The sequence below is a fragment of the uncultured Enterovirga sp. genome, from assembly GCF_964242715.1.
GTDB lineage: Bacteria > Pseudomonadota > Alphaproteobacteria > Rhizobiales > Beijerinckiaceae > Enterovirga.
The window spans coordinates 109,806-130,656 of sequence record NZ_CAXTAZ010000006.1 but is presented as its reverse complement, the minus strand read 5'-3'; the positions used below and the strand labels follow the sequence as shown (position 1 = coordinate 130,656).

Below are 20,851 nucleotides of genomic sequence, written 5' to 3'. Positions count from 1 at the left end.
CGCCGAGCCGCTCGCTCGCGGCCCGGAAGCTGCGCGTCTCAGCGACGGCAAGAAACACCGTCAGTCCTTCTAGCCTGTCGATCATTGGTTAGCTCCGCTTACCAGCGTATCCGGAAACAGCGTCTATGTCGCAAGCTGGCCTGCACCTATCTCCGGTTTGTCAAAGACGCTTCAGCTTGGCCTCTATGGTGACCAGGCGTTTTCGCCCGCTAACGACCGCGAAGATCGCGCTCCGGACAGCAAGGATGCCGGCATGACAAGTAATTCTGTCGATTGCGCTCATCGCGACGGCAGCAATGTCGGCACCGGTCATCTCGCTTGCGCAAAGCGCGGGACCGTTGTCCGCATCGACACAGCAGAAACAATCATTCGGCGAGCAACCCATGGCACACCACCCCTATACCGGCATGTGGATCACGAACGACGGCCGGATCCGCCATGAGCTTCTGCCGAACGGCCGTTACGACGAGGCCCGGGGCAACCGCGAAAGCGCCTATCGCGGGCGCTATGAAATCAAAGGCAGCCACATCGACTACTGGGACGACACTGGCTTCACGGCGGACGGGATTTCGTCGACGCCGACACCCTGCACCATGGCGGCATGATTCTGCGCCGCAGGTAGGCCGCCAACAGCCCTCGACATCACGTCGGACAGCCAGGTCCCTTTCTATCTGCACGACTGCGAATTCACGAAGGAGGGTCGTCATTGACTTACGCCACAATCGACAGACGGAAGGTCCTTGCGACCGGCGCGGGGTTCGGCGCCGCCGTCGTGACGGGCGCGTCGGCCGGCTTTGCCTTCGCCCAGGCATCCGCCATCCCGAGCGATACCGAGACTGCGCGGACGCTCCTCACCGTCAATGGCGGCGCGGCCGTCATCGACGCCGACCCTCGCACCACTCTCCTTGACGCGCTTCGCGAGCAACTCGGGCTCACGGGGACGAAAAAGGGCTGCGACCAGGGGCAGTGCGGCGCCTGCACAGTGCTGATCAACGGTCGCCGCGTGAACAGCTGCCTCACGCTCGCGCTCATGCACGAGGGCGACGCGGTGACGACCATCGAGGGGCTCGGCTCGCCCGACAACCTGCACCCGCTACAGCGGGCCTTCATCGAGCGTGATGGATTCCAGTGCGGCTACTGTACGCCGGGTCAGATCATGTCGGCAGCGGCCATGCTGGACGAGGCGCGACGGGGCGCGCCGAGCCACGTCACTGCCGACCTCGACGCGCCGCCCGCACTGACCGACCCCGAGATCCGCGAGCGCATGAGCGGCAACATCTGCCGCTGCGCCGCCTATCCGAACATCGTCGCGGCCATCCGCGATGTCGCCGGAGCGCCGACATGAACCGGTTCACCTACGAGCGCCCGGGCAGCCCTGCCGAGGCGGCCCGCGCGGCCGCCGCCAGGTCCGGCGCCAAGTTCATCGCCGGCGGCACCAACCTGCTCGACCTGATGAAGCTCGGGATCGAGACGCCCGCCCACCTGATCGACGTGAACCGGATCGGCCTCGATGCCATCGAGCCGATGCCGGACGGCGGCTTGCGGATCGGCGCGCTCGTCCGCAACGCCGACCTTGCGGCGGATGCCCGGGTGCGCCGCGACTACGCGGTGCTCTCCCGTGCGCTCCTCGCCGGCGCCTCCGGGCAGCTGCGCAACAAGGCCACGACGGCCGGCAACCTGCTCCAGCGCACGCGCTGCCCCTACTTCTACGAGACCGCGATGCCCTGCAACAAGCGCACGCCCGGCTCCGGCTGCGCGGCGCTCGAGGGCTTGAGCCGAAGCAACGCCGTGCTCGGCGCCAGCGACGCCTGCATCGCCGTCCACCCGTCCGACATGGCGGTGGCGATGCGGGCGCTCGACGCCACCGTCGAGACCGTCGCGCCAAACGGCGCGACGCGAGCGATCCCGATTGCCGACTTCCACCGGCTACCTGGCGAGGAGCCGGCGCGCGAGACGAACCTCCTCTCGGGCGAGCTCATCACGGCCGTGACGCTGCCTTCGCCCGTGCGGGGCATGCACGTCTACCGCAAGGTTCGCGATCGCGCCTCCTACGCGTTCGCGACCGTATCGCTCGCAGCCGTTCTCGTTCGAGACGGTGACCGCGTCAGGGCAGCCCGGTTCGCCTTCGGCGGGCTCGCCCATCGGCCGTGGCGGGTCGAAGCGGCGGAGCGCGAAACGGCGCGCGGAGCCGCCGCCGTCTCCGACACCATCGTCGCCGGAGCCCGGACGACGACGCACAACGCCTTCAAGCTGCCGCTCGCACGCCGCCTCGTCGCGGCCGCGATGGCCGACGCCACCAGAGGATAGATCGATGATCGGCCAAGCGTTGAACCGCGTCGACGGTCCCCTCAAGGTCACGGGGCGTGCGCGGTACTCCTACGAGCGTCCGGATTTCGGGCGCGCGGCGGTGGGCTACATGCTCGGCGCGACGATCGCGAAAGGTCGCGTCACCCGTCTCGACGTGACAGCGGCCGAGAGCGCGCCGGGCGTGCTCTTGGTCATGACCCACCGGAACGCGCCGGCGCAGGCCATGCGGAACGGCAGTTCGCCGGAAGGGTTCGGCCGGGCCTGGCCGGTGCTCGAGGGCGACCGGGTCACCTTCTTCGGCCAGCCGGTCGCGCTGGTCGTCGCCGAGACCTTCGAGCAGGCCCGGAGCGCAGCCGCGCTCGTTCGGGTCGCGTACGCGGTGGAGCGCGGCGCCTATGATCTCGCGACCTACGCCAAGCGTGCGTACGCGCCGAGAACCGCTAATGTCGGGCTCGCGACCGACTCGGTGTACGGCGATCTCGATCGGGCGATGTCGGACGCCCCGGTCACGCTCGACCAGATCTACACGACCCCGGCCCAATTCGCGCAGCCTATGGAGCCCCAAGCCTGTCTCGCGCAGTGGATCGACGGCGACCTGCACGTTCGCGCCTCGCTGCAGATCATCGGCGGCGCCCGTCTCGCGCTGGCCCGCACGCTCCAGATCGCGCCGGAGCGGGTGCATGTGGACGCGGCCTATGTCGGCGGCGGCTTCGGGTCCAAGCTCCGCATCCATGAGGAGGCCGTGTTCGCGGCGCTCGCCGCACGTGAGCTGCGCCGGCCGGTCAAGGTCGCACAGACGCGCCGGCAGGTTTTCACGATCGCCGGCCGCCGCCCCGAGACGATCCAGCGCGTGCGCCTCGCCGCGACCGGCGACGGGCGGCTCACCGGCGTCGGCCACGACGTCAATATGCAGGGGAGCGAGCGCGAGCTCTTCGTCGAGCAGACCGCGACCGTGATGCGCTCACTCTACGCCGCGCCGAACCGCCTGACGCGGCACCGCGTGACGAACCTCGACGTCGGCTTCGGCGAGGCGGTGCGTGGGCCGGGCGAGCTGCCGGGCCTGCTCGCCATCGAGTCGGCCGTTGATCAGCTAGCCCATGAGCTTGGCATCGACCCGATCGAGCTCCGTATCCGCAACGAGCCCGAGCGCGATCCCGAGAAGGACATCCCGTTCAACGGCCGCCGAATGGTCGAGTGCATGCGGGAGGGCGCTCGGCGCTTCGGATGGGCCGATCGCCCGACCCGACCCGGGACGCGTCGCGAAGGCGCTGACCTGATCGGCATCGGGATGGCGGCGGCCATCCGGATGCACTTCCAGGGCGCGACGCGAGTCGCAGTTCGTATGGAGGGAGACGGACGGGTGATCGTCCGCTCCGACATGACCGATATCGGCACCGGAACCTACACGATCCTGGCTCAGGTCGCCGCCGAGGCGCTCGGCGTGCCGGCAGATCGGGTCACAGTGGAACTGGCCCGCACGGACCTTCCTCCCAGCCCCGGCTCGGGCGGCTCGTGGGGAGCTTCGAATTCCAGCAACGCTCTCTACCGCGCCTGCGAGGCGCTCAAGGCCAAGGTCTTCGGGCCGGCAAACAGCCCTGGCGAACAAGTCGACCTCGCGGGCGAGGTCGCGCGACGCTTTCCGGACGGGATCGAAGGCGAGGGCTCGATCGTCGGCATGGCGAACGAGCCCAACTTCAAGGACTATTCGCAACACACCTACGGGGCGAGCTTCGCGGAGGTCGCGGTCGACTCGGTCACGGGAGAGATACGGCTGCGTCGCATGCTGGGCGTGTTCGCGGCGGGCCGGATCATCAATCCGAAAACGGCGAATTCCCAGCTGATCGGCGGCATGATCTGGGGCGTGAGTTCTGCCCTGTACGAGGCCGCGCATGTCGATCCGCGCTACGGCCACGTGGTCAACGGCGACCTCGCCGAGTACGTTCTGCCCGTGCATGCCGACATCCCGGCGATCGAGGCGATTCTCCTGGACGACTTCGATGACAAGGCGAACCCGCTCGGCCTCAAGGGCGTCGGCGAGCTCGGGGTGTGCGGCACGGGCGCCGCGGTCGCGAACGCCGTGTTCAACGCCACCGGCATCCGCGTGCGCGACTTCCCGATCACGCCCGACAAGCTCCTCGAGAGATTGCCCGAGCTGGCGTGAACGGCGACGCTTCGTCCTCCCACGACGACCCCGCTCCGTCCCGGCCGGCCGCGTCGGACGAGGGCGGCACGCCCATCGCCTGGCTGTTGCCCCTGATCCTGGCGGGCCTCGTCCTCGCGACGGTGGTGCCGGTCGTGCTGCTCGGCTTCTTCGGAGCGTGGGACAACACCAACCGACTCCTAGGCGAGCGCAGCGAGCTCGTCCTCGATCTCCTGGTCGACAGGCTCGCAGGCCATCTCGAGCCCGTGCGGGCCCAACTCGCCTACGCGGCGGAAGCGGTCCGGCGGGAAGCGCTCGACGTCGTCGACTAGGCGGCCATGACGGCCTTTCTGGCGGGATCGCTCGCGGCGGTCCCGCAGGTCAATGCCGTCGCCTTCGTCCGCCCGGACGGGACCGTGCGACGTCATGAGCGCACGGGTCACGCGAGCTTCGACGAGATGGCCGCCACGCTCCCCGGAGTGCAACGGAGCATCGCCGAGAACCGGACGGACCCGGGCCTGCGCTGCGCCGGGCCGCTCTGGAGCGTCGCCCTCGGCCAGCCGATCCTGGCCGCGCACGTTCCGCTGAGAGGTCCGGGCGACGAGGACCGGGGCTTGCTCGTCGCGGTCGTCTCCGTGGCCGAGCTGTCGCGCCCCCGTCGCTGAGATGGCGCGGGTGTCCGACCGCACCCCGTTCATCCTGGCCGGACGCGACCGCGTGCTCGCGCATCCGGCGCTCGTGACCCCGGAGGCCGAGAGCCGGGCAGGGCCGGACGAGCCACTCCCGGCTGTCGGCACCCTCAAGGATCCCGTGCTGGCACGAATCTGGATGCGTCAGGCCAACGTCCTGCTGTTCTATGCACGATCGCAGGCGCACTGGAGCTGGTTCGGGCCCGGCAGCTTCGACGCCAACACCTACGTCTACCGCGCCGTCGCCGATTACGGAGCCGAGCCCCGATCAGGACATGCTGGACGCCGTCATGGCTGCGGTGGAGCGCGACAAGGCTCGTCGGAAGTGTGCGGCTGCCCTCGACGCGCTGCGGGCCGAGTACGGATCCATCACCTCCCGCGAGCGGGAGGTGATGGCCCATGTCGCGGCGGACCTCATGAACAAGCAGATCGCCGGGCTAATCGGGCTCAGCGAGATCACCGTCAAGATCCACCGCGGCAACGTCATGCGGAAGATGGGCGTCCGCTCGCTCGCGGACCTGGTCCGGAAGGCCGAGGCACTCGGGCTGTCGCACTCGGCCGGGGGCAACCGGCAAACCTGAGTATGATTCATCTCGGGGCCTCTCCTCCCCATAACCGAACCTCAGCAGCGCATTGTGCGTGTCGACGCACGGGCACGGTGGTCGGAAATTGTCGTTCATGCCGCTCGTTCCCATCATCGCCATCGTGGACGACGACGACGGCGTGCGGCTGTCGCTGGCGAGCCTCGTCAGGTCCCTGGGTTACAAGGTCCGCACCTACGAATCGGGCTTGGAATTCCTCGGTAAGCCGCCAGGCGAGGAGCCTGCCTGTATGATCGCGGACGTGCAGATGCCCGAAATGACCAGGGATGAGCTCCAACAGAAGCTCATCGCGAGCGGCCGGGACGTTTCCGATTATCTTCATGACGGCGTTTCCGAGGGCAGAGAGCGCGGTGGTGTCGAGCTTGGCGTGTCCGAGCAACACCTGAATGACGCCGATATCGAGGTCCTGTTCCAGCAGATGCGTCGCGAAGCTGTGGCGCAGCGTGTGCGGGCTGACCCGCTTGCGGATGCCGGCGACGTCTGCGGCCTCGTGAACGGCGCGGTTGAGCTGGCGCGTCGAGATCGGCTCGAGCGCGTTGCGGCCGGGGAACAGCCAGCCGTGAGGCAGCATGACGCCTCGGCGCCTGCCCTCGCGCCACCACAGCCGGAGCAGCTCGAGGAGTTGCGGCGACAGCATGGCGTCGCGGTCGTTGCGCCCCTTGCCCTGCTCGACGCGGATCAGCAAGCGCGTCGAATCGATGTCGCCGATCTTCAGCGCGGCCACCTCCGACACGCGTAGTCCCGCGCCGTAGGCGGTGCCGAGCGCCGCTTTGTGCTTCGGGCCCGGTGCGGCCTCGAGCAACCGTCCGACCTCCTCGATGCTCAGCCCGCTCGGGAGCTTGCGGGGATGGCGCATCAGGATTAGGCGCCGCGACAGATCGGGAGGGTGGAGCGTCACGGTGAAGAGAAAGCGCAACGCCGAGACCGAGGCGTTGACGGTCGGCGGTTGCGCGCCGCTCTCGGTCTGATGGATCTGGAAGCGGCGGATATCCTCGGCCGACGCTGTGTCCGGCGCACGACCGAGAAACGTGGCGAAGCCGCTCACAAAGCGAAGATAGTCGCGTTGCGTCTCCTCGCGCAGGCCGCGCAGGGCCATGTCGTCGAGCATACGCCGCCGCAGCGGGCTGACAGGGCGTGGGGTCGATTGGTCGGACATCGGATCTCTCGAGCTGGAGGAGTGACCCTCCATGCTCGGAGCCCGACCCGACTCCGCTCAACCCGCCCAACCGACCGTGACCACGCACCACCCCGCCTAGCGCCTCCCGCGAAGCGGGTTCGCGCATGGGCGAGAAGCGGAAATGAGCCGGAGCGAGACGCCCGTGGCGTCATCGTCGAAGCGCAAAGTGCGCTTCAGTGATTTGGATCTCGCCCGATCAGAGGTGCTCATTATCACTGGCCGATTGGGCGAGAGCTCGGATTCTTGATCTGCTCAGCCAGCCGCCGGAACTCGGCCGATTGCGCCCAGGCGGTCGACCGGATGCCGACCCGGGCGCGCTGCCGCGCCGCAAGCTTCTCACGCCGTGACGTCGAGGCTGGGTTCAGCGGATTGCGGATCGCGAGGCGGGCGGAGTTCGCCGCCAACGGAAGTGGGCATGTACCAGCGCCCAGAAAATCACCTCATCTCCACGGCCGGCGAACAAGGCCTTCTGAAGCACCCGGCTGATCTAGGTCACGGCTCTCATCGGCTCGTAGCGCGACGTGAGTTCGTGAGCTCGAGCTGTGCATCCAACATGCGGATCAAGAGCCGAACTCCTAATTTCGTCAGGTACGTTGATGCCGTCGTGCTCCAGGCTCCCTATTGTTCACAAGTCAGACCCTCGTATGAGAAGTGGCGACTCGACGCGGGATCGTCGCAACGCGACCACTCCGATCATTACTTCCTGTAGTCTGGTTGTTCACGGTCGAGTTTCCGACGAAGAGCTTGCCAAACAAGCTGACCTTTGGTGCCTTCCGACGAGAATTGCGCCGTCGTCCGGGCTACGACATCAGCGGGAGGTATCGACAAAGGCGCTCCGCTGGATTGTGCACCAATCTGAATACGACAGGATTGCTCAAAATAATACATTCGATAGAATGCCTCAGCTACGGTTCTGCCGATAGTGAGCAATCCGTGATTTCTCATAATCATACAGGCACGACCTGACAGGTCTCGAACAATTCGATCTCGTTCACTCAAATTGTCGTCCGCGGCAATACCTTCGTATTCGTGGATGACGATCTCGTCCTGGAACTCCATGCTTACCTGATTCAAAGGCAGTAGGCCACCTGTCTGAGCGGCCACAATCATGCCAGCCAGCGTATGGGTGTGCATGACGCAAGCGGCGTTTGGATGAGCGCGGTGCAACGCCGAGTGTATCACAAACCCAGCCGGGTTCACCGGCATCGACGTGGACTGAAGAGGCTGCCCCTCAGCGTCGACGACCACAAGACTGCTCGCGGTGATCTCCTCGAAGAGGAGGCCGTACGGGTTAACAAGGAAGCGGTGACCATCTCCCGGCACCCGAACGGAGAGATGGGTATATACGAGATCGCTCATGCCAAAGTGAGCAATCAAGCGGTAAGCTGCCGCAAGTTCTTCGCGCAACTCCGTAATGCACGGAACGTGACTTAATTTTCGTCCGTCGGCGACCATCGGCTTCGTGCCATGCTAGTTTGCTGATTAGTCAACGGGCACTCGGGCCGAGGCGAACGTCGCCGAAGCCATTCGTCGTCGAACGACGTCCTCCCCTGAATGAGTAGGCCGACCACCAAGGCCGATCTCGACCAGCGGCATCTGGCAGCGACCCTCTCGTCAGTTGCTCAACCAGTGATCACGCTGCCCACGCCTCGCCAAAAACAGCCCAAACTTTCAGATTGACAACGCGTCGCGGGTTCGTTCACATATACATGTATAGATAAGCGGAGCCGGTCGGTCAATGCGCTCAGCCCATAACGAATCGCACGCTCAGCCTCAGGGCGCCGAACCGAGCCAGAAAGGGTCGTCGATGCCCCTCGACGGGATCAAGGTCCTCGACCTGTCGCGGGTCCTTGCGGGACCGTTTTGCGCCTCAATGCTCGCAGACCTCGGAGCGAGCGTGACGAAGGTTGAGATGCCTGTTGGGGGGGACGACTCCCGCCATTTCACGCCACACATCGACGGCGAGAGCAGCTATTTCATGCTCGTTAATAGGGGAAAGAAAAGCTTCACTCTCGACATGAAATCAAGTGATGGCCTGACAATGCTGAAGCGCTTGGTGCAGTCTACTGATATCATCGTAGAAAACTTCCGCCCTGGCGTTACCTCGAGGCTAGGGATCGACTATACGACTTTATCCGAACTGAACCCTCGGCTGATCTATGTCAGCATCTCCGGGTTCGGGCAGACCGGGCCGTTCGCTCATCGACCCGCCTACGATCATATCGTGCAGGCTATGGGCGGGGTCATGAGCGTCACGGGGTGGCCAGGTGATCCGCCGACTCGGATCGGTGATGCGGTCGGTGACGTGGTTGCGGGCATCTACGGAGCTTGGGGCGCGCTTGCGGCTTTGCTGCAAAGAGCCAAGACCGGGACCGGCCAGCACGTCGACATCGCGATGCTTGATGCAATGATGTCGCTGCAGGTCGTCGCGCTCTCGCAGCTGGTCGCGGGGGCGCCGAACCCCGGACGCGTCGGGAACGCTCACTCCGTGAGCGCGCCTATGGATTCTTACGCCGCTCGCGACGGCCACGTCGTGATCGCGGTCGCGAACGACGCCCTCTTCGCCCGACTCACTACCGCGATTGGCCGTCCGGAGCTCCCCCGGGACGTCCGCTTCGAAAGCGATGCGGCCCGCTACCACCACCGCGAGGACCTCCGTCCGGTGATCGAGGCGTGGACCTCTGTCCGCTCGGTCAATGAGACTGTGGACGAACTCAGCGCGGCCGGCGTGCCGGCAGGCCCCATCTGGAACCTCTCTGAAGCTCTGGCGAGCGACCATGCCCGCCACCGGTCCTTGATGAGGGACGCGCGCCACCCCCGAGCCGGCACGGTGTCTGTCATGCCGCAGATCGCGCGCCTGAGCGGATCGGCCGAGCCGACAGATTTGGGAGCTCCGAGCCTCGGGCAGCACACGGACGAGATCCTGCGTGATGAGTTCGGCTTGCGCCCATCCGAAAGCGCCGCGCTGCGCGCTGCGGGAGTGGTGTGAAATGGCGACGGGTCGGAAGGGCGAAGCCGGTCAGGCCATGAAGGCGAGCGTCGTCGGCGGCGGGATTATGGGAGCCGGGATCGCCGGCGTACTCGCGGCCCGCGGCTATCGTGTCTCAGTCTATTCTCGCACGGAGGCGACGTTGAACGCGGCCCGCTCCGTCGTCGAGACGATTGCGGGCGCCGTGGCGGGCGTCGATTTCTCCATGTCCGTCGACGCCTGCGTGGAAGGCGCCGACGTCGTCTCGGAGAACGTCGCGGAGGACCTCACCCTCAAGCAGGAGATCTTCAGAACGATTGAGCGGGTCGCGCCATCGAACGCCCTCCTGACCACTAATACGTCGAGCGTCCCTATCGGGTCCATCGCGGCGGCCTTGCGCGAACCCGGGCGGCTAGTCGGCATGCACTGGTTCAATCCTCCCGCCCTGATGCCTCTGATCGAGATCGTCAGAGGACCTTCGACGACCGACGAGGCCGTAGCGCGTGCTCGCCAGCTCTGCGAGACAATCGGTAAGGAAATGATTGAGGTCGCCCGAGACATTCCCGGATTCGTCGTCAATCGACTGCAATACGCGATGCTCCGCGAAGTCTGCCACTTGGTCGAATCCGGGATCGTTTCCATCGCCGACATTGACCGCGCGGTGGAGACGACTCTCGCCCCTCGCTGGTCATCGTCGGGACCGCTGCGCCTTATGGATCTCGGCGGTCTCGATACGGTCGAGAAAGTGTCGGCCATTATCATGCCCGCGCTCAGCCGAAGCGAGAAAGTGTCACCGCTTGTCGCCGACCGCGTGAGAGCGGGATCGCTCGGGACCAAGAGCGGTCGCGGCTTTTATGATTGGACGCCGGAGACCATTGCCGACGCGAAGCGCGAGCGCGACGCCACCGTACAGCTCGTAAACGGGCGACGCGGGTCGTGAGCGACGAGCAGCATGTCCGCTCCGACCGGACAGGCATGGTCGGCCTCGTCGTCCTTGACCGGCCCGCGAAGCTGAACGCCCTGGATCGCGCGATGCTAGACCAGATGGTTCAGATCCTGCGCGAGTTCGACGCCGACGAGTCGATCCGGGCGATCGTCCTGGCCGGCGGGGAGAAAGCTTTCGCGGCCGGCGCTGACGTCGGCGACCTCGCCGAGGCCAATCCGATCGAGCTCTACACGAGCGGCTTCAGCGAGAAGTGGGACGAGGTGGCCGCCATCTCGACCCCAACCGTGGCGGCGGTCTCCGGCTACGCCCTTGGCGGCGGGCTGGAGCTTGCCCTGATCTGCGACATCATCGTGGCCGACCCGTCCGCGAGCTTCGGGCTTCCAGAAGCCAGCATCGGGACGATGCCGGGATCCGGCGGGACGCAGCGCCTCGTCCGAGCGGTCGGGAAGTCCTTAGCCATGGAAATGATCCTCGCCGGACGACGGCTGAGCGCCGAGGAGGCCTTTCGGCAGGGCCTCGTGAGCACGCTGGCCGAGCCCGGCGCCGCCCAGGCTGTGGCGACGAGCATCGCCGAGCGCATCGCGGCGTCGGCTCCGCTCGCCGTCCGGTTGGCGAGGTCGGCAGTGCTCGAGAGCTTCGACGCCACGTTGACGACCGGCATCAGATACGAACGCGCTCTCTCGGCGATTCTGGCCGCAAGCCTGGATCAGGCCGAAGGTCTTCGCGCCTTCACGAATAAGAAAAAGCCTCGTTTCGTTGGCCGATGACTTAGGGAGTTTGTGCAAATACTGTCGCAATCATGCGACGTATGGAGGTCACAATGACGTCGTCTTCAAATGTCATGTGCGCGATCGTTGCAGTCGGATTGGCGATGGGAGCTGCCGTTACGGCGAGCGCGAAAGACTACAAGAAGATCACGATCGGGACAGAAGGCGCTTATCCGCCGTACAATCTGACCGAACCAAACGGCAAGCTCGCGGGGTTCGAGACCGACCTGCTGGCTGACCTGTGCCCCCGCATGAAGGTGGAATGCGTGCAGGTGCAGCAGGACTGGGGAGGCACCATCCCCGCGCTGAATGCCGGCAAGTTCGATGCCATCATGTCTGGCATGAAAATCACGGCGAAGCGGCTCGAGGTCATCGCGTTCTCCCGCGAATACGCTGACAGCCCTCAGGGATTGCTGGTTCAAGCGTCGAGCCCGCTCGCGAAGCTTCCCGGTACCGGATCGGTCGTGAACATCACGAAGGATGAAGCTAAAGCGGACGAGAGCATCGCCGCGATGCGCGAGATGCTGCGAGGCAAGACGATCGCCGTGCAAGTGGCAACGAATAAGGTCGACTTTCTCAAGAAGTACTTTGGAGACGTCGCTAAAATCCAGGAGTACAATCTGTCGGATCAGATGGACCTGGACCTGATGTCGGGTCGCGTCGACGCCGTGTTCAACGAGATACCTTACTTCGACAAGACGATGAAGAAGCCGGGGGCGAAGGATCTCCAGCTTGCCGGCACGCAATGGCGGGGTGGCGTCCTGGGAGCTGGGGTCGCCGTAGGCTTGCGCAAGAGCGATCCTGAGCTGAAGGCCATGTTCGACGCCGCGATCGAGGCCGCAACGGCGGACGGGTCGTTGAAGAGGATCGCCGACAAGTGGTTCTCGATCGATGTGAGGCCCACGTTGTAAGCAGAGGTTGAGCGCCGTCGGGCCTGCGACCAGTGTCCCCCCTCGACGTGTTTAGCCTCGGGCCCGACGGCTGGGGAGGCGCCATGCTCGGCGCCTGCCTGATGACGCTCGCGGTCACCCTGACGGCCGTGATGATAGGGGCAGCCATCGGGACGTCGATGGCTGCCGCCCGCCTTTCCGGGTCCCGCGTCCTGCGGATGATCAGCGGAACGTACAACGCGGTTCTGCGGGGAGTTCCCGACCTGCTCGTGATCTATCTAGTCTACTTCGGTGGCAGCACGCTGATCACATACGCCGCCAACGCGCTCGGAATGTCCGGCTTCGCCGGAATGCCGTCATTCCTGGCGGGCGCGCTCGCCGTCGGACTCATTTCCGGGGCGTATCAGGCAGAGGTGTATCGCGCCGCCTACCTCGCCGTGCCCAGAGGTCAGGTCGAGGCCGCCAAGGCCGTTGGAATGAGCGGCTCGCTTCGCCTTCAGCGGATCATCGTCCCGCTCACCTTGAGGCACGCTCTTCCAGGTCTGGGCAACGTCTGGCAGATCGCCCTCAAGGAATCCGCGCTTGTGTCGGTCACTGGGCTCATCGAGCTCCTTCGCATCGCCCAGATCGGAGCGGGATCGACGCACGAGCCCTTCCTCTTCTACATGTCGGCAGGAGCGCTCTACCTTGTGCTGACAACGCTCTCGACAATGGTCTTTCGGCGTCTCGAGACGAGAGCCGACCTGAGCGTGAGGCGGGCCTAGATGGACCAGCCTTTCCTCACCACGACCTTCTCGACTTTGCTGGGCGGCCTGCCCCTAACATTGCAGCTCTTTGCCTTGTCTGTGGTCTCGGGCGGACTCCTCGCCGTCCTCCTGGTCTGGATGCGGCAGTCGGGCCCGCTCCCGTTCCGGTGGCTTTACAACGCTTTCGTCTTCGTTTTTCGGGGGACGCCGCTACTAATCCAGCTCTTCCTAATCTATTATGGCCTAAGCCAGTTTCCGGATGTGCGCTCTAGCCTGCTCTGGCCTTTCCTGCGCGACCCGTTCTGGTGCTCGGTGCTGGCCCTGGCCCTGAACACGGCGGCCTATTCCAGCGAGATCTTCAGGGGCGCTCTGCTCGCCGTGCCGCGGGGGCAGGTCGAGGCGGCTCGCGCCTGCGGAATGTCGGAGTTGCAGGTTTTCAGGAGCGTCGTCTTTCCGGTCTCCCTGCGCCTCACTCTCCCCCCTTACGCGTCCGAGGTGATCCTGATGACGAAGGCGACGGCCCTGGCCAGCATCGTCACGCTGAACGAGGTCATGTTCCTGGCTCAGAAGCTAAGCGTCCTGACGTATCGGGCGATCGAGGTCCTGCTCTGCGCCGGCGTCATCTACCTCGTCCTGAACATCATCATCGCGCGGGCTTTCTCATGGCTTGAGCATCGCCTCTCCCCATACGAGCGGCCGGCCGTGGGGCTAGGTCAGAGCGCGCTCGGGCTTCGGCCCGAGCTCGAGGTTGCGCGGTGATGAGTGACCTTGCCCCGTCTCTCGAGGTGACCGGTCTTCGCAAGAGCTTCGGGTCGCTTGAGGTCCTGAAGGGTATCTCGCTGACAGCCCAGAAGGGCGACGTCATTTCTATCCTGGGCGGAAGTGGCTCCGGCAAGAGCACGTTCTTGCGCTGCATCAACCTTCTAGAGGTTCCGGACGCCGGGCAGGTGGCGGTTTCGGGCGAGCTCATCCGAATGCGGCGACGCCGCGACGAGAGGCCCGAACCGGCCGATCGCTCTCAGGTCGACCGCATCCGCACGCGTCTCGGCATGGTGTTCCAGAGCTTCAACCTCTGGTCCCACATGACCGTGCTGCAGAACGTCACGGAAGCTCCGATCAAGGTCCAACGCAGGCCGAAGGCTGAGTGCATCGAGGAAGCTGAGGCGCTGCTGGCGAAGGTGGGCATATCCGACAAGCGCCACCTTTATCCGGCTCACCTGTCCGGCGGACAGCAGCAGCGCGCGGCCATCGCTCGCGCCCTGGCCATGCGTCCCGAGGTGATGCTTTTCGACGAGCCTACGTCATCGCTCGATCCCGAGCTCGTCGGGGAAGTGCTGCGCGTGATGCGGACTCTCGCCGAGGAAGGACGGACCATGCTCGTAGTGACACACGAGATGGGCTTCGCGCGCGACGTGTCCAGCCGGGTCGTGTTCTTCAACCAGGGCGTCATCTGCGACGACGGGCCTCCAGCCGCCTTGTTCGAAGGGCAGGCCTCCTCTCGCTTCCGACAATTCATCGAAAGACGGTCCTGAGATGAGGGCCTCGATGATAACCGTCGATCCGCATCGCGCGGTCGCAGGCTCGCGGCCGGAGAGCCGCGTCGCAAACGCCATGAAGCTTTGCCGCTCGAGGGGGTCTTGATGTTCGAACTGGTCGTACGCGGGGATATTGTCACCTCCCGGCAAATCTACCGTGGCGGCTATCTGGCATGCGCGGACGGGCGCGTCGTCTCTGTCGGCATGCAGGACCCAGGTCCGTCGCGCGAGCGCCTGATGAGGGAGGGCGCGCTCGTGTTCCCAGGCGCGATCGACGCCCAGGTCCACTCACGCAGTCAGAAGGGACGAGAGGGATTGGCGGCCGCAACGCGGGCCGCGGCCGCTGGCGGCGTCACGACAGTCGTCGATATGCCCTACGATGAGGAGGCGTTGGTTTGCGACGCCGCGAGCGTGCGCGCGAAGGCCGACGATGTCGAACGCCAAGCTCATGTGGACGTGGCGCTCTACGGCACCATCCGGCCGTCCGATGGCGTGTCCAAGATCGCAGAGCAGGTCCAGGCGGGGGTCTGCGCGTTCAAGTTTTCCACGTTCGGGACCGATCCGGTCCGCTTTCCGCGTATTCCGAGAGGCCTCATGGAGCTGGCCTTTCGAGCCATCGCGCCTGCGGGTCTCGCCGCGGGAGTGCACAACGAGGACGACGAGCTCGTCCGCACGCGCTCGGCAGAGGTCAAGGACCTCGGCACGACCGATTACACAGCGCACGGGCTGACCCACACTCCCCTCTCGGAGCTCTTGGCCACGGCCGAGATCTACGAGATGGGCGCGCACACCGGCTGCAGGGCTCACGTCGTTCACTGCTCGCTCGGGCGCGGGATCGAGATCTGCGAAAGCTACCGGCGCCAAGGATTCCAGGCAAGCGTCGAAGTCTGCATCCACTATCTCTGCTTCGACGAGGAGAATGACGTCAGCCGGAAAGGCGGCTTGGCGAAAGTAAATCCGCCGATCAGAGGCTCGGCTGATCGGGAGAAGCTCTGGGGTCACCTCGCCGCCGGCAACGTTGACCTTGTCTCGACCGATCACGTCGCCTGGTCCCTCGACCGGAAAAATCATCCGGACATGCTGGTGAATGCCTCGGGAGGGCCAAGCCTTGAAGCGCTCGTCCCCATGCTGCTGAAGGGCTGCCTGGAGCGAGGCGTCGAGCTGACCACGGCCGCGCGGGTCCTGGCGCAAAACCCGGCGCGTCACTTCAGGCTGCAAGGTCGCAAAGGCGCGCTCACGGTCGGCGCTGACGCGGACTTCTCGGTCATCGATCCGACGCCGTCTCCCTGGTTGGTGGCGCGGTCGCAGACCGTGTCCGACTGGAGCCTTTATGACGGGATCAGCATGCCGCAAGTCCAGGAGACTTGGTTGCGCGGCACAAAGGTCTGGGACGGCGAGCACGTCCTGAGCGCCCCCGGATCGGGCAGGTTCGTCACGCCTTGAGACCCGCCGCCACAGCTCGCGCCCAGGTGGCGCCACACCACACGTCAGGCTCGCCGTCCGTCGACGAGAGCCGACTCATGGCGAACGTGGAGCGCCTCGCCGGCATGACCGAGACCGGACGACCGTGGACGAGGCTCGCCTTCTCCGGTGAGCACCGCGAGGCACGAGCCTGGCTGGCGGTGGCAATGCGCGACCTCGGCATGTCGACGTCGATCGACGCCGGCGGAAACCTGATCGGCTCGGTCGCCGGGAAGTGCGCGGATCTCCCGCCCCTTTCGACCGGCTCCCACTCGGACACGGTGGCGGCGGGAGGCCGCTTCGACGGAGCCGCCGGCCTCGTCGCCGGTCTGGAGGTTGTTGCGGCATTGCGGGGGTCCGGCGTTAGGCTTCGCCACACGTTCGAGGTCATCGACTTCCTAGCGGAGGAGCCAAACCAGTACGGCCTGTCCTGCGTCGGAAGCCGCGCCATGACGGGACAGCTGACGCCGGACCAGCTCGCGCGACGCAGCGCCGATGGCTCGTCGCTATCGGACGGCATTCGATGGATGGGGGGCGATCCCGACCGGCTCGGTCAGCCGCTTCGCGTGAATGGAGATGTGGCCGCTTTCGTCGAGCTCCACATCGAGCAGGGACGCGTGCTCGAGTCGGCTGGGCATGATATCGGGGTCGTCACCGGCATCGCAGGGATCCGCCGGCATCTGATCGTGATCACCGGCCAGGCGGATCATGCCGGGGCGACGCCCATGGAGCTTCGTAGGGACGCGCTGGTCGCCGCGAGCGCGATCATATCGCGTCTCGATGAGCTCGCTCGGGACCGGGCGCGCTGGACCGGCCCGCTCGTGGCCACGGTCGGTCGGCTGGAGATAGAGCCGAACGCCGCCAACGTGGTGCCGGGACGCGTGTCTCTCGTCCTCGAGGTCAGGTCGCTCTCCGACGACTCCATCGAGGCGTTTCTCCGCGAGGCGACGCGGACGGTCGAAGCCGTCACCCGCGAGCGCGACCTCGCCTGCGTCATAGACGATCTCAGCGCGAGCAAGGCCGTCCTGCTCGACACGAGGGTGCGCTCCGCGATCGCGGAGGCCGCCTCAGGGCGAGGCTGGTCTACGCGAGACATGCCGAGCGGAGCGGGCCACGACGCGGCCAACATGGCCCGATGCGGGCCGGCCGGTATGATCTTCGTCCCGTGCCGCCTCGGGCGTAGTCATTGTCCAGAAGAATGGACTGAGCCTGACCAACTCGCGCGGGGCGCTCAGGTACTGCTCGACGCCGTAGTCAGCCTTGATAGCTGAGCGGACACGTCCTCTATCAATGACGACCTTGTACATGGACATCAGATCATGACCGTGCCGGTGCTGCAGAAAGTCACGGCTCAGCGCGGAGCCACGCTCCGCTGCAAGGGCTGGCGACAGGAATCGATCCTCCGCATGCTTGAGAACAACCTCGAGAACGCCGAGCTGGCTGAGAGGCTGGTGGTGTACGGAGGGATCGGCAAGGCGGCTCGGAACTGGGAGAGCTACTACGCCATCGTCGACACCCTGAAGACGCTTGGCAATGACGAAACGCTCGCGATTCAGGCGGGCATGCCTGTTGCGGTCTTCAAGACGCATCGTCTCGCGCCTCGTGTGGTGATGGGAAACACGAATGTCATCAAAGCAGATTGGCCGATGTTCTACGAACTGGTCGACAAAAACCTGACGACGTTCTCTTCGTACACGGCAGGGCCTTGGCAATACATCGGCAGCCAGGGCGTGGTCGAGGGCACGTTCGAGACGCTGGCGCTCATCGCCGAGGAGCATTTCAGCGGTTCATTGAAAGGGCGGACCTTCCTTACGGCGGGCCTAGGTGGCATGGGACGCTCACAGCCGTTCGCGATGTCGATGCATGGGGGCGTGACCGTTTGCGTCGAGGTCCGCCGCGAGACGATCGCAAATCGGCTCGCCGCCAAGTATGCCGACGTCGAGGCGGCAGATCTCGCTGAAGCAATCCGAATGGCCGAGGAGGCCAAGGTTGCGGGGAAGGCGCTCGGGATCGTCCTGCACGGGAACATGGCCGAGGTGCTTGAGCAGGCGCTCGAGCTCGGCTGGAAGCCCGACATCGTGACTGAGATGTGCCCTTGCCACGACCCCTACGCCCTCGTCCCGGTCGGGGTCGAGGCCGATCGCGCCGTCGACTTGCGCGAGACCGACCGGGCGTCCTTCCTTGAGCGCTCGCGCGCTACGATGATCCGGATCCTACGAGCCCTTAACACCTTTATGCACCGCGGCTCGGTCGTCTTCGAGTACGGCACCTTTATTCGGAAGGAGTGCGTGGACGCGGGCCTTTCCCGAGCGGAGGCGTTTCGGTTCCCGGGCTGCATCTCGCGCTACGTCCGCCCCATGTTTCTGGAAGGCCGCGGACCATTTCGCTGGACTTGCGTATCGGGCGATCCACGCGACCAAGCCCGCCTGGATGAGCTCGCGCTAGACCTCTTTCCTGAAGATCCCGTGGTCAAACGCTGGATCCCGCTCGCCCGTGACCGCCTCCCGATCGAGGGCCTGCCGGCGCGCGTATGCTTCCTCGGCTTCGGCCAGCGCCGGATATTCGGGCTTGCCGCGAACGAGCTCGTCCGCGCCGGCGAGGTGTCCGGGCCCGTCGCATTCTCTCGAGACAACCTGGATTGCGGCTCCATCGCCAACCCGGCCTTCGAAACGGAAGATATGCGCGATGGATCGGACGCGATCTCCGACTGGCCATACATCAACGCCCTGCTGAACGCGTCTGCCATGGCGGACCTGGTCGCGATCCAGGCTAACGGCACGATGGGCATCTCCGCCCATACCGGCGTGACCATGATCGCAGACGGGTCCGAAGAGTCAGATCTCCGGCTGGATGCCTGCCTGACGACGGATGCCGGTATCGGCATCGTTCGACACGCCCAGGCCGGCTACCCTGCGGCGCGCCAGGTCGCGGACGGGCAAGGCCGTCTTACAACCGACGCCATCGCGGTGCCGCTATGGTGGTCGGAGGAGGCAACCTTCGGGCCGAGCCTTGCCGGACAGACGCCGTGATAGCGTTATCGACGACGCGGTGGATGATCGACCAAGCGCTGGTGCTCGACCGGGCAGATGCGATCGCGCGAGTCCAGAGCATCGTGATCGATGGCGACAGGATCGTGGCCATCGGCTCGGCTATCGATCGGGACGCGTCCGCCGTCGATCACGTGGTCGACGGCCGAGGCAAGCTCGTCACGCCCGGCTTCATCAACGCCCACTACCATTCGCACGACCGCCTGGATCGCGGTCGGTTCGGGCCCATGCCTCTCGAGATTTGGATGGGTCTCTACAATCCTCCCACTGTCGACCGCGGCTGGACAGCGGACGAGGTATACCTGCGCACCCTAATGGGCGGCATCGAGCTTCTCCGGGGGGGCGCGACATCGGTAATCGACGACGTCCATCTCGGCCGGGGGCTCGACGAGGCGAGAGCCGATGCCGTCTTTCGCGCCTATAGGGACATCGGCTTGCGGGCCGATGTTGGCATCGCCTTCTCGGACAAGCCTTTCCAAGACTCCGTTCCGTTTCTAGACGAAATCCTGCCGCAGGAACTCAAAGCCAAGCCCGGGTCGGGGATGGACCCGACCGACATGCTTTCTCTCTGGCGAGGCCTTATTGAGGCTTGGTCCGGGCGCGTTCGCGCGGTGGTCTCCGTATCCGGTCCGCAGCGATGCACGGACGACTTCCAGCAGAGGGCCTGGACCCTGGCGCGGGATCACGGTCGGACGGTGCTGACCCACGTGCTGGAGACGCGCGTCCAGGCTCTCAGCGCGGAGATGCTTTACGGCCGCACCATGGTCGAGCACCTGCGGGAGATCGGTATCCTCGATCGCCATCTCATTCTCATGCATGGCATCTGGACGACGGAGCGCGACCTCGACCTCGTGGCCGCCGCAGAAGCGCGCGTTGTCCATAACCCAGGCTGCAATCTGAAGCTCGGCAGCGGCGTCGCGCCAGTAGCGCGCATGATGGCCCGCGGCATCGACGTGGGGATTGGCACGGACAATCACAGCGGCAACGACGGTTGCTCCATGTTCGAGTGTGTGAAGCTCGCGACCATGCTGCAGTCACTGATCACGCCCGACCATCGCGACTGGTTGGGTGCGGCCGATGGCCTGCAGCTCGGCATTCAGGGAGGCGCCGCTTGCATGGGCAAGGCGGAACTCGGCGCTTTGAAGGTGGGGTCGGTTGCCGACTTCCTGGTGTTCGATCTCTCCGACGATGCGTTCACGCCTCTAAACGACGCGGCCAACCATCTCGTCTTTTGCAATCCAAGCCGCGCCTTATCGGACGTCTACGTCAATGGCTACCGGGTCATGGCCGACCGGCGCCTGACCTCGATCGACGAGGACGAGGTAAGGCGGGAGATCGCGGGGCGCATTGCGGTAATGCACGGGAAGATCCTAGCGGGCTCCGCTGCTGGGACTGCCCTGCAGCCTTACCTCGCTGCGGCCTTTGACCGGTGCTCGTCCGACCCTCGCCTCTCCCGGCTGACAGCGCGCTGCGCATGCTGGACGGGCCTCTCAGGCGGTTCGCTCTCCTTGCGGTCGTCGCCGGCATGATCCGTTGCGCCTGAGCTACGCCGCTCTTGCCGGGCAACCCGGCGTCG

General features: G+C 65.5%; 18 protein-coding genes and 3 pseudogenes. 19 read left to right on the top strand and 2 right to left on the bottom strand.

The window, feature by feature from the left end; translation table 11 throughout:
• The first annotated feature begins 296 nt into the window (after positions 1 to 296).
• From ACFE87_RS05405 to ACFE87_RS05370, 8 genes and pseudogenes are all read left to right on the top strand, one after another.
• Positions 297 to 622: pseudogene (locus tag ACFE87_RS05405) on the top strand (Atu4866 domain-containing protein).
• A gap of 84 nt (positions 623 to 706) precedes the next feature.
• On the top strand, positions 707 to 1,345 hold the full coding sequence (locus ACFE87_RS05400; RefSeq protein WP_375458590.1) for a 2Fe-2S iron-sulfur cluster-binding protein: 639 nt from the start codon (positions 707 to 709) through the stop codon (positions 1,343 to 1,345).
• Positions 1,342 to 2,307: an FAD binding domain-containing protein gene (locus ACFE87_RS05395; RefSeq protein WP_375458589.1), complete on the top strand. Its 966-nt coding sequence runs from the start codon at positions 1,342 to 1,344 to the stop codon at positions 2,305 to 2,307. The genes ACFE87_RS05400 and ACFE87_RS05395 overlap by 4 nt, the downstream gene beginning before the upstream one ends.
• Before the next feature lie 4 nt (positions 2,308 to 2,311).
• Positions 2,312 to 4,468 (top strand): xanthine dehydrogenase family protein molybdopterin-binding subunit, encoded by a 2,157-nt coding sequence (locus ACFE87_RS05390; protein ID WP_375458588.1) that lies wholly within the window; start codon positions 2,312 to 2,314, stop codon positions 4,466 to 4,468.
• A complete protein-coding gene (locus ACFE87_RS05385; protein WP_375458587.1) occupies positions 4,465 to 4,779 on the top strand; it encodes a hypothetical protein in 315 nt (104 codons plus the stop codon). The genes ACFE87_RS05390 and ACFE87_RS05385 overlap by 4 nt, the downstream gene beginning before the upstream one ends.
• A 6-nt stretch (positions 4,780 to 4,785) precedes the next feature.
• Positions 4,786 to 5,112 (top strand): hypothetical protein, encoded by a 327-nt coding sequence (locus ACFE87_RS05380; RefSeq protein WP_375458586.1) that lies wholly within the window; start codon positions 4,786 to 4,788, stop codon positions 5,110 to 5,112.
• 299 nt (positions 5,113 to 5,411) lie between these two features.
• Complete coding sequence (locus ACFE87_RS05375) at positions 5,412 to 5,717, top strand: response regulator transcription factor (RefSeq protein ID WP_375458585.1); 306 nt, start codon at positions 5,412 to 5,414, stop codon at positions 5,715 to 5,717.
• A 97-nt stretch (positions 5,718 to 5,814) separates the two neighbouring features.
• Positions 5,815 to 5,964: pseudogene (locus tag ACFE87_RS05370) on the top strand (hypothetical protein); the annotation flags it as partial.
• A gap of 111 nt (positions 5,965 to 6,075) precedes the next feature.
• Here the strand turns inward: ACFE87_RS05370 and ACFE87_RS05365 are convergent.
• Positions 6,076 to 6,894, bottom strand: a pseudogene (locus ACFE87_RS05365) (tyrosine-type recombinase/integrase); the annotation flags it as partial.
• 717 nt (positions 6,895 to 7,611) lie between these two features.
• On the bottom strand, positions 7,612 to 8,370 hold the full coding sequence (locus tag ACFE87_RS05360) for a class II aldolase/adducin family protein (protein ID WP_375458584.1): 759 nt from the start codon (positions 8,368 to 8,370) through the stop codon (positions 7,612 to 7,614).
• A 352-nt stretch (positions 8,371 to 8,722) separates the two neighbouring features.
• Between ACFE87_RS05360 and ACFE87_RS05355 the strand changes: the two genes are divergently transcribed.
• From ACFE87_RS05355 to ACFE87_RS05305, 11 genes are all read left to right on the top strand, one after another.
• Positions 8,723 to 9,904: a CaiB/BaiF CoA transferase family protein gene (locus tag ACFE87_RS05355; protein ID WP_375458595.1), complete on the top strand. Its 1,182-nt coding sequence runs from the start codon at positions 8,723 to 8,725 to the stop codon at positions 9,902 to 9,904.
• Between the two features lie 37 nt (positions 9,905 to 9,941).
• On the top strand, positions 9,942 to 10,823 hold the full coding sequence (locus ACFE87_RS05350; RefSeq protein WP_375458583.1) for a 3-hydroxyacyl-CoA dehydrogenase family protein: 882 nt from the start codon (positions 9,942 to 9,944) through the stop codon (positions 10,821 to 10,823).
• Positions 10,820 to 11,596 carry an enoyl-CoA hydratase-related protein gene (locus ACFE87_RS05345; RefSeq protein WP_375458582.1) on the top strand — a complete coding sequence of 259 codons (777 nt, stop codon included), beginning with the start codon at positions 10,820 to 10,822 and terminating at the stop codon, positions 11,594 to 11,596. Before ACFE87_RS05350 ends, ACFE87_RS05345 begins: the two co-directional genes overlap by 4 nt.
• Before the next feature lie 53 nt (positions 11,597 to 11,649).
• Positions 11,650 to 12,507: a transporter substrate-binding domain-containing protein gene (locus ACFE87_RS05340; RefSeq protein ID WP_375458581.1), complete on the top strand. Its 858-nt coding sequence runs from the start codon at positions 11,650 to 11,652 to the stop codon at positions 12,505 to 12,507.
• A gap of 32 nt (positions 12,508 to 12,539) precedes the next feature.
• Complete coding sequence (locus tag ACFE87_RS05335; RefSeq protein ID WP_375458580.1) at positions 12,540 to 13,250, top strand: ABC transporter permease; 711 nt, start codon at positions 12,540 to 12,542, stop codon at positions 13,248 to 13,250.
• On the top strand, positions 13,251 to 13,991 hold the full coding sequence (locus ACFE87_RS05330) for an ABC transporter permease (RefSeq protein WP_375458579.1): 741 nt from the start codon (positions 13,251 to 13,253) through the stop codon (positions 13,989 to 13,991). It begins immediately after the preceding gene.
• Positions 13,991 to 14,764 carry an ABC transporter ATP-binding protein gene (locus ACFE87_RS05325; protein ID WP_375458578.1) on the top strand — a complete coding sequence of 258 codons (774 nt, stop codon included), beginning with the start codon at positions 13,991 to 13,993 and terminating at the stop codon, positions 14,762 to 14,764. Before ACFE87_RS05330 ends, ACFE87_RS05325 begins: the two co-directional genes overlap by 1 nt.
• A gap of 105 nt (positions 14,765 to 14,869) precedes the next feature.
• Positions 14,870 to 16,210 carry a dihydroorotase family protein gene (locus ACFE87_RS05320; protein WP_375458577.1) on the top strand — a complete coding sequence of 447 codons (1,341 nt, stop codon included), beginning with the start codon at positions 14,870 to 14,872 and terminating at the stop codon, positions 16,208 to 16,210.
• Positions 16,211 to 16,236: 26 nt separating this feature from the next.
• Positions 16,237 to 17,499, top strand: coding sequence for a Zn-dependent hydrolase (locus tag ACFE87_RS05315; protein ID WP_375458594.1), 1,263 nt, complete (start codon positions 16,237 to 16,239; stop codon positions 17,497 to 17,499).
• A 48-nt stretch (positions 17,500 to 17,547) separates the two neighbouring features.
• Entirely contained in the window at positions 17,548 to 19,257 is a 1,710-nt protein-coding gene (hutU, locus tag ACFE87_RS05310) for a urocanate hydratase (RefSeq protein WP_375458576.1), read from the top strand.
• Positions 19,258 to 19,280: 23 nt separating this feature from the next.
• A complete protein-coding gene (locus ACFE87_RS05305; protein ID WP_375458575.1) occupies positions 19,281 to 20,804 on the top strand; it encodes an amidohydrolase family protein in 1,524 nt (507 codons plus the stop codon).
• The last annotated feature ends 47 nt before the right edge of the window (positions 20,805 to 20,851 follow it).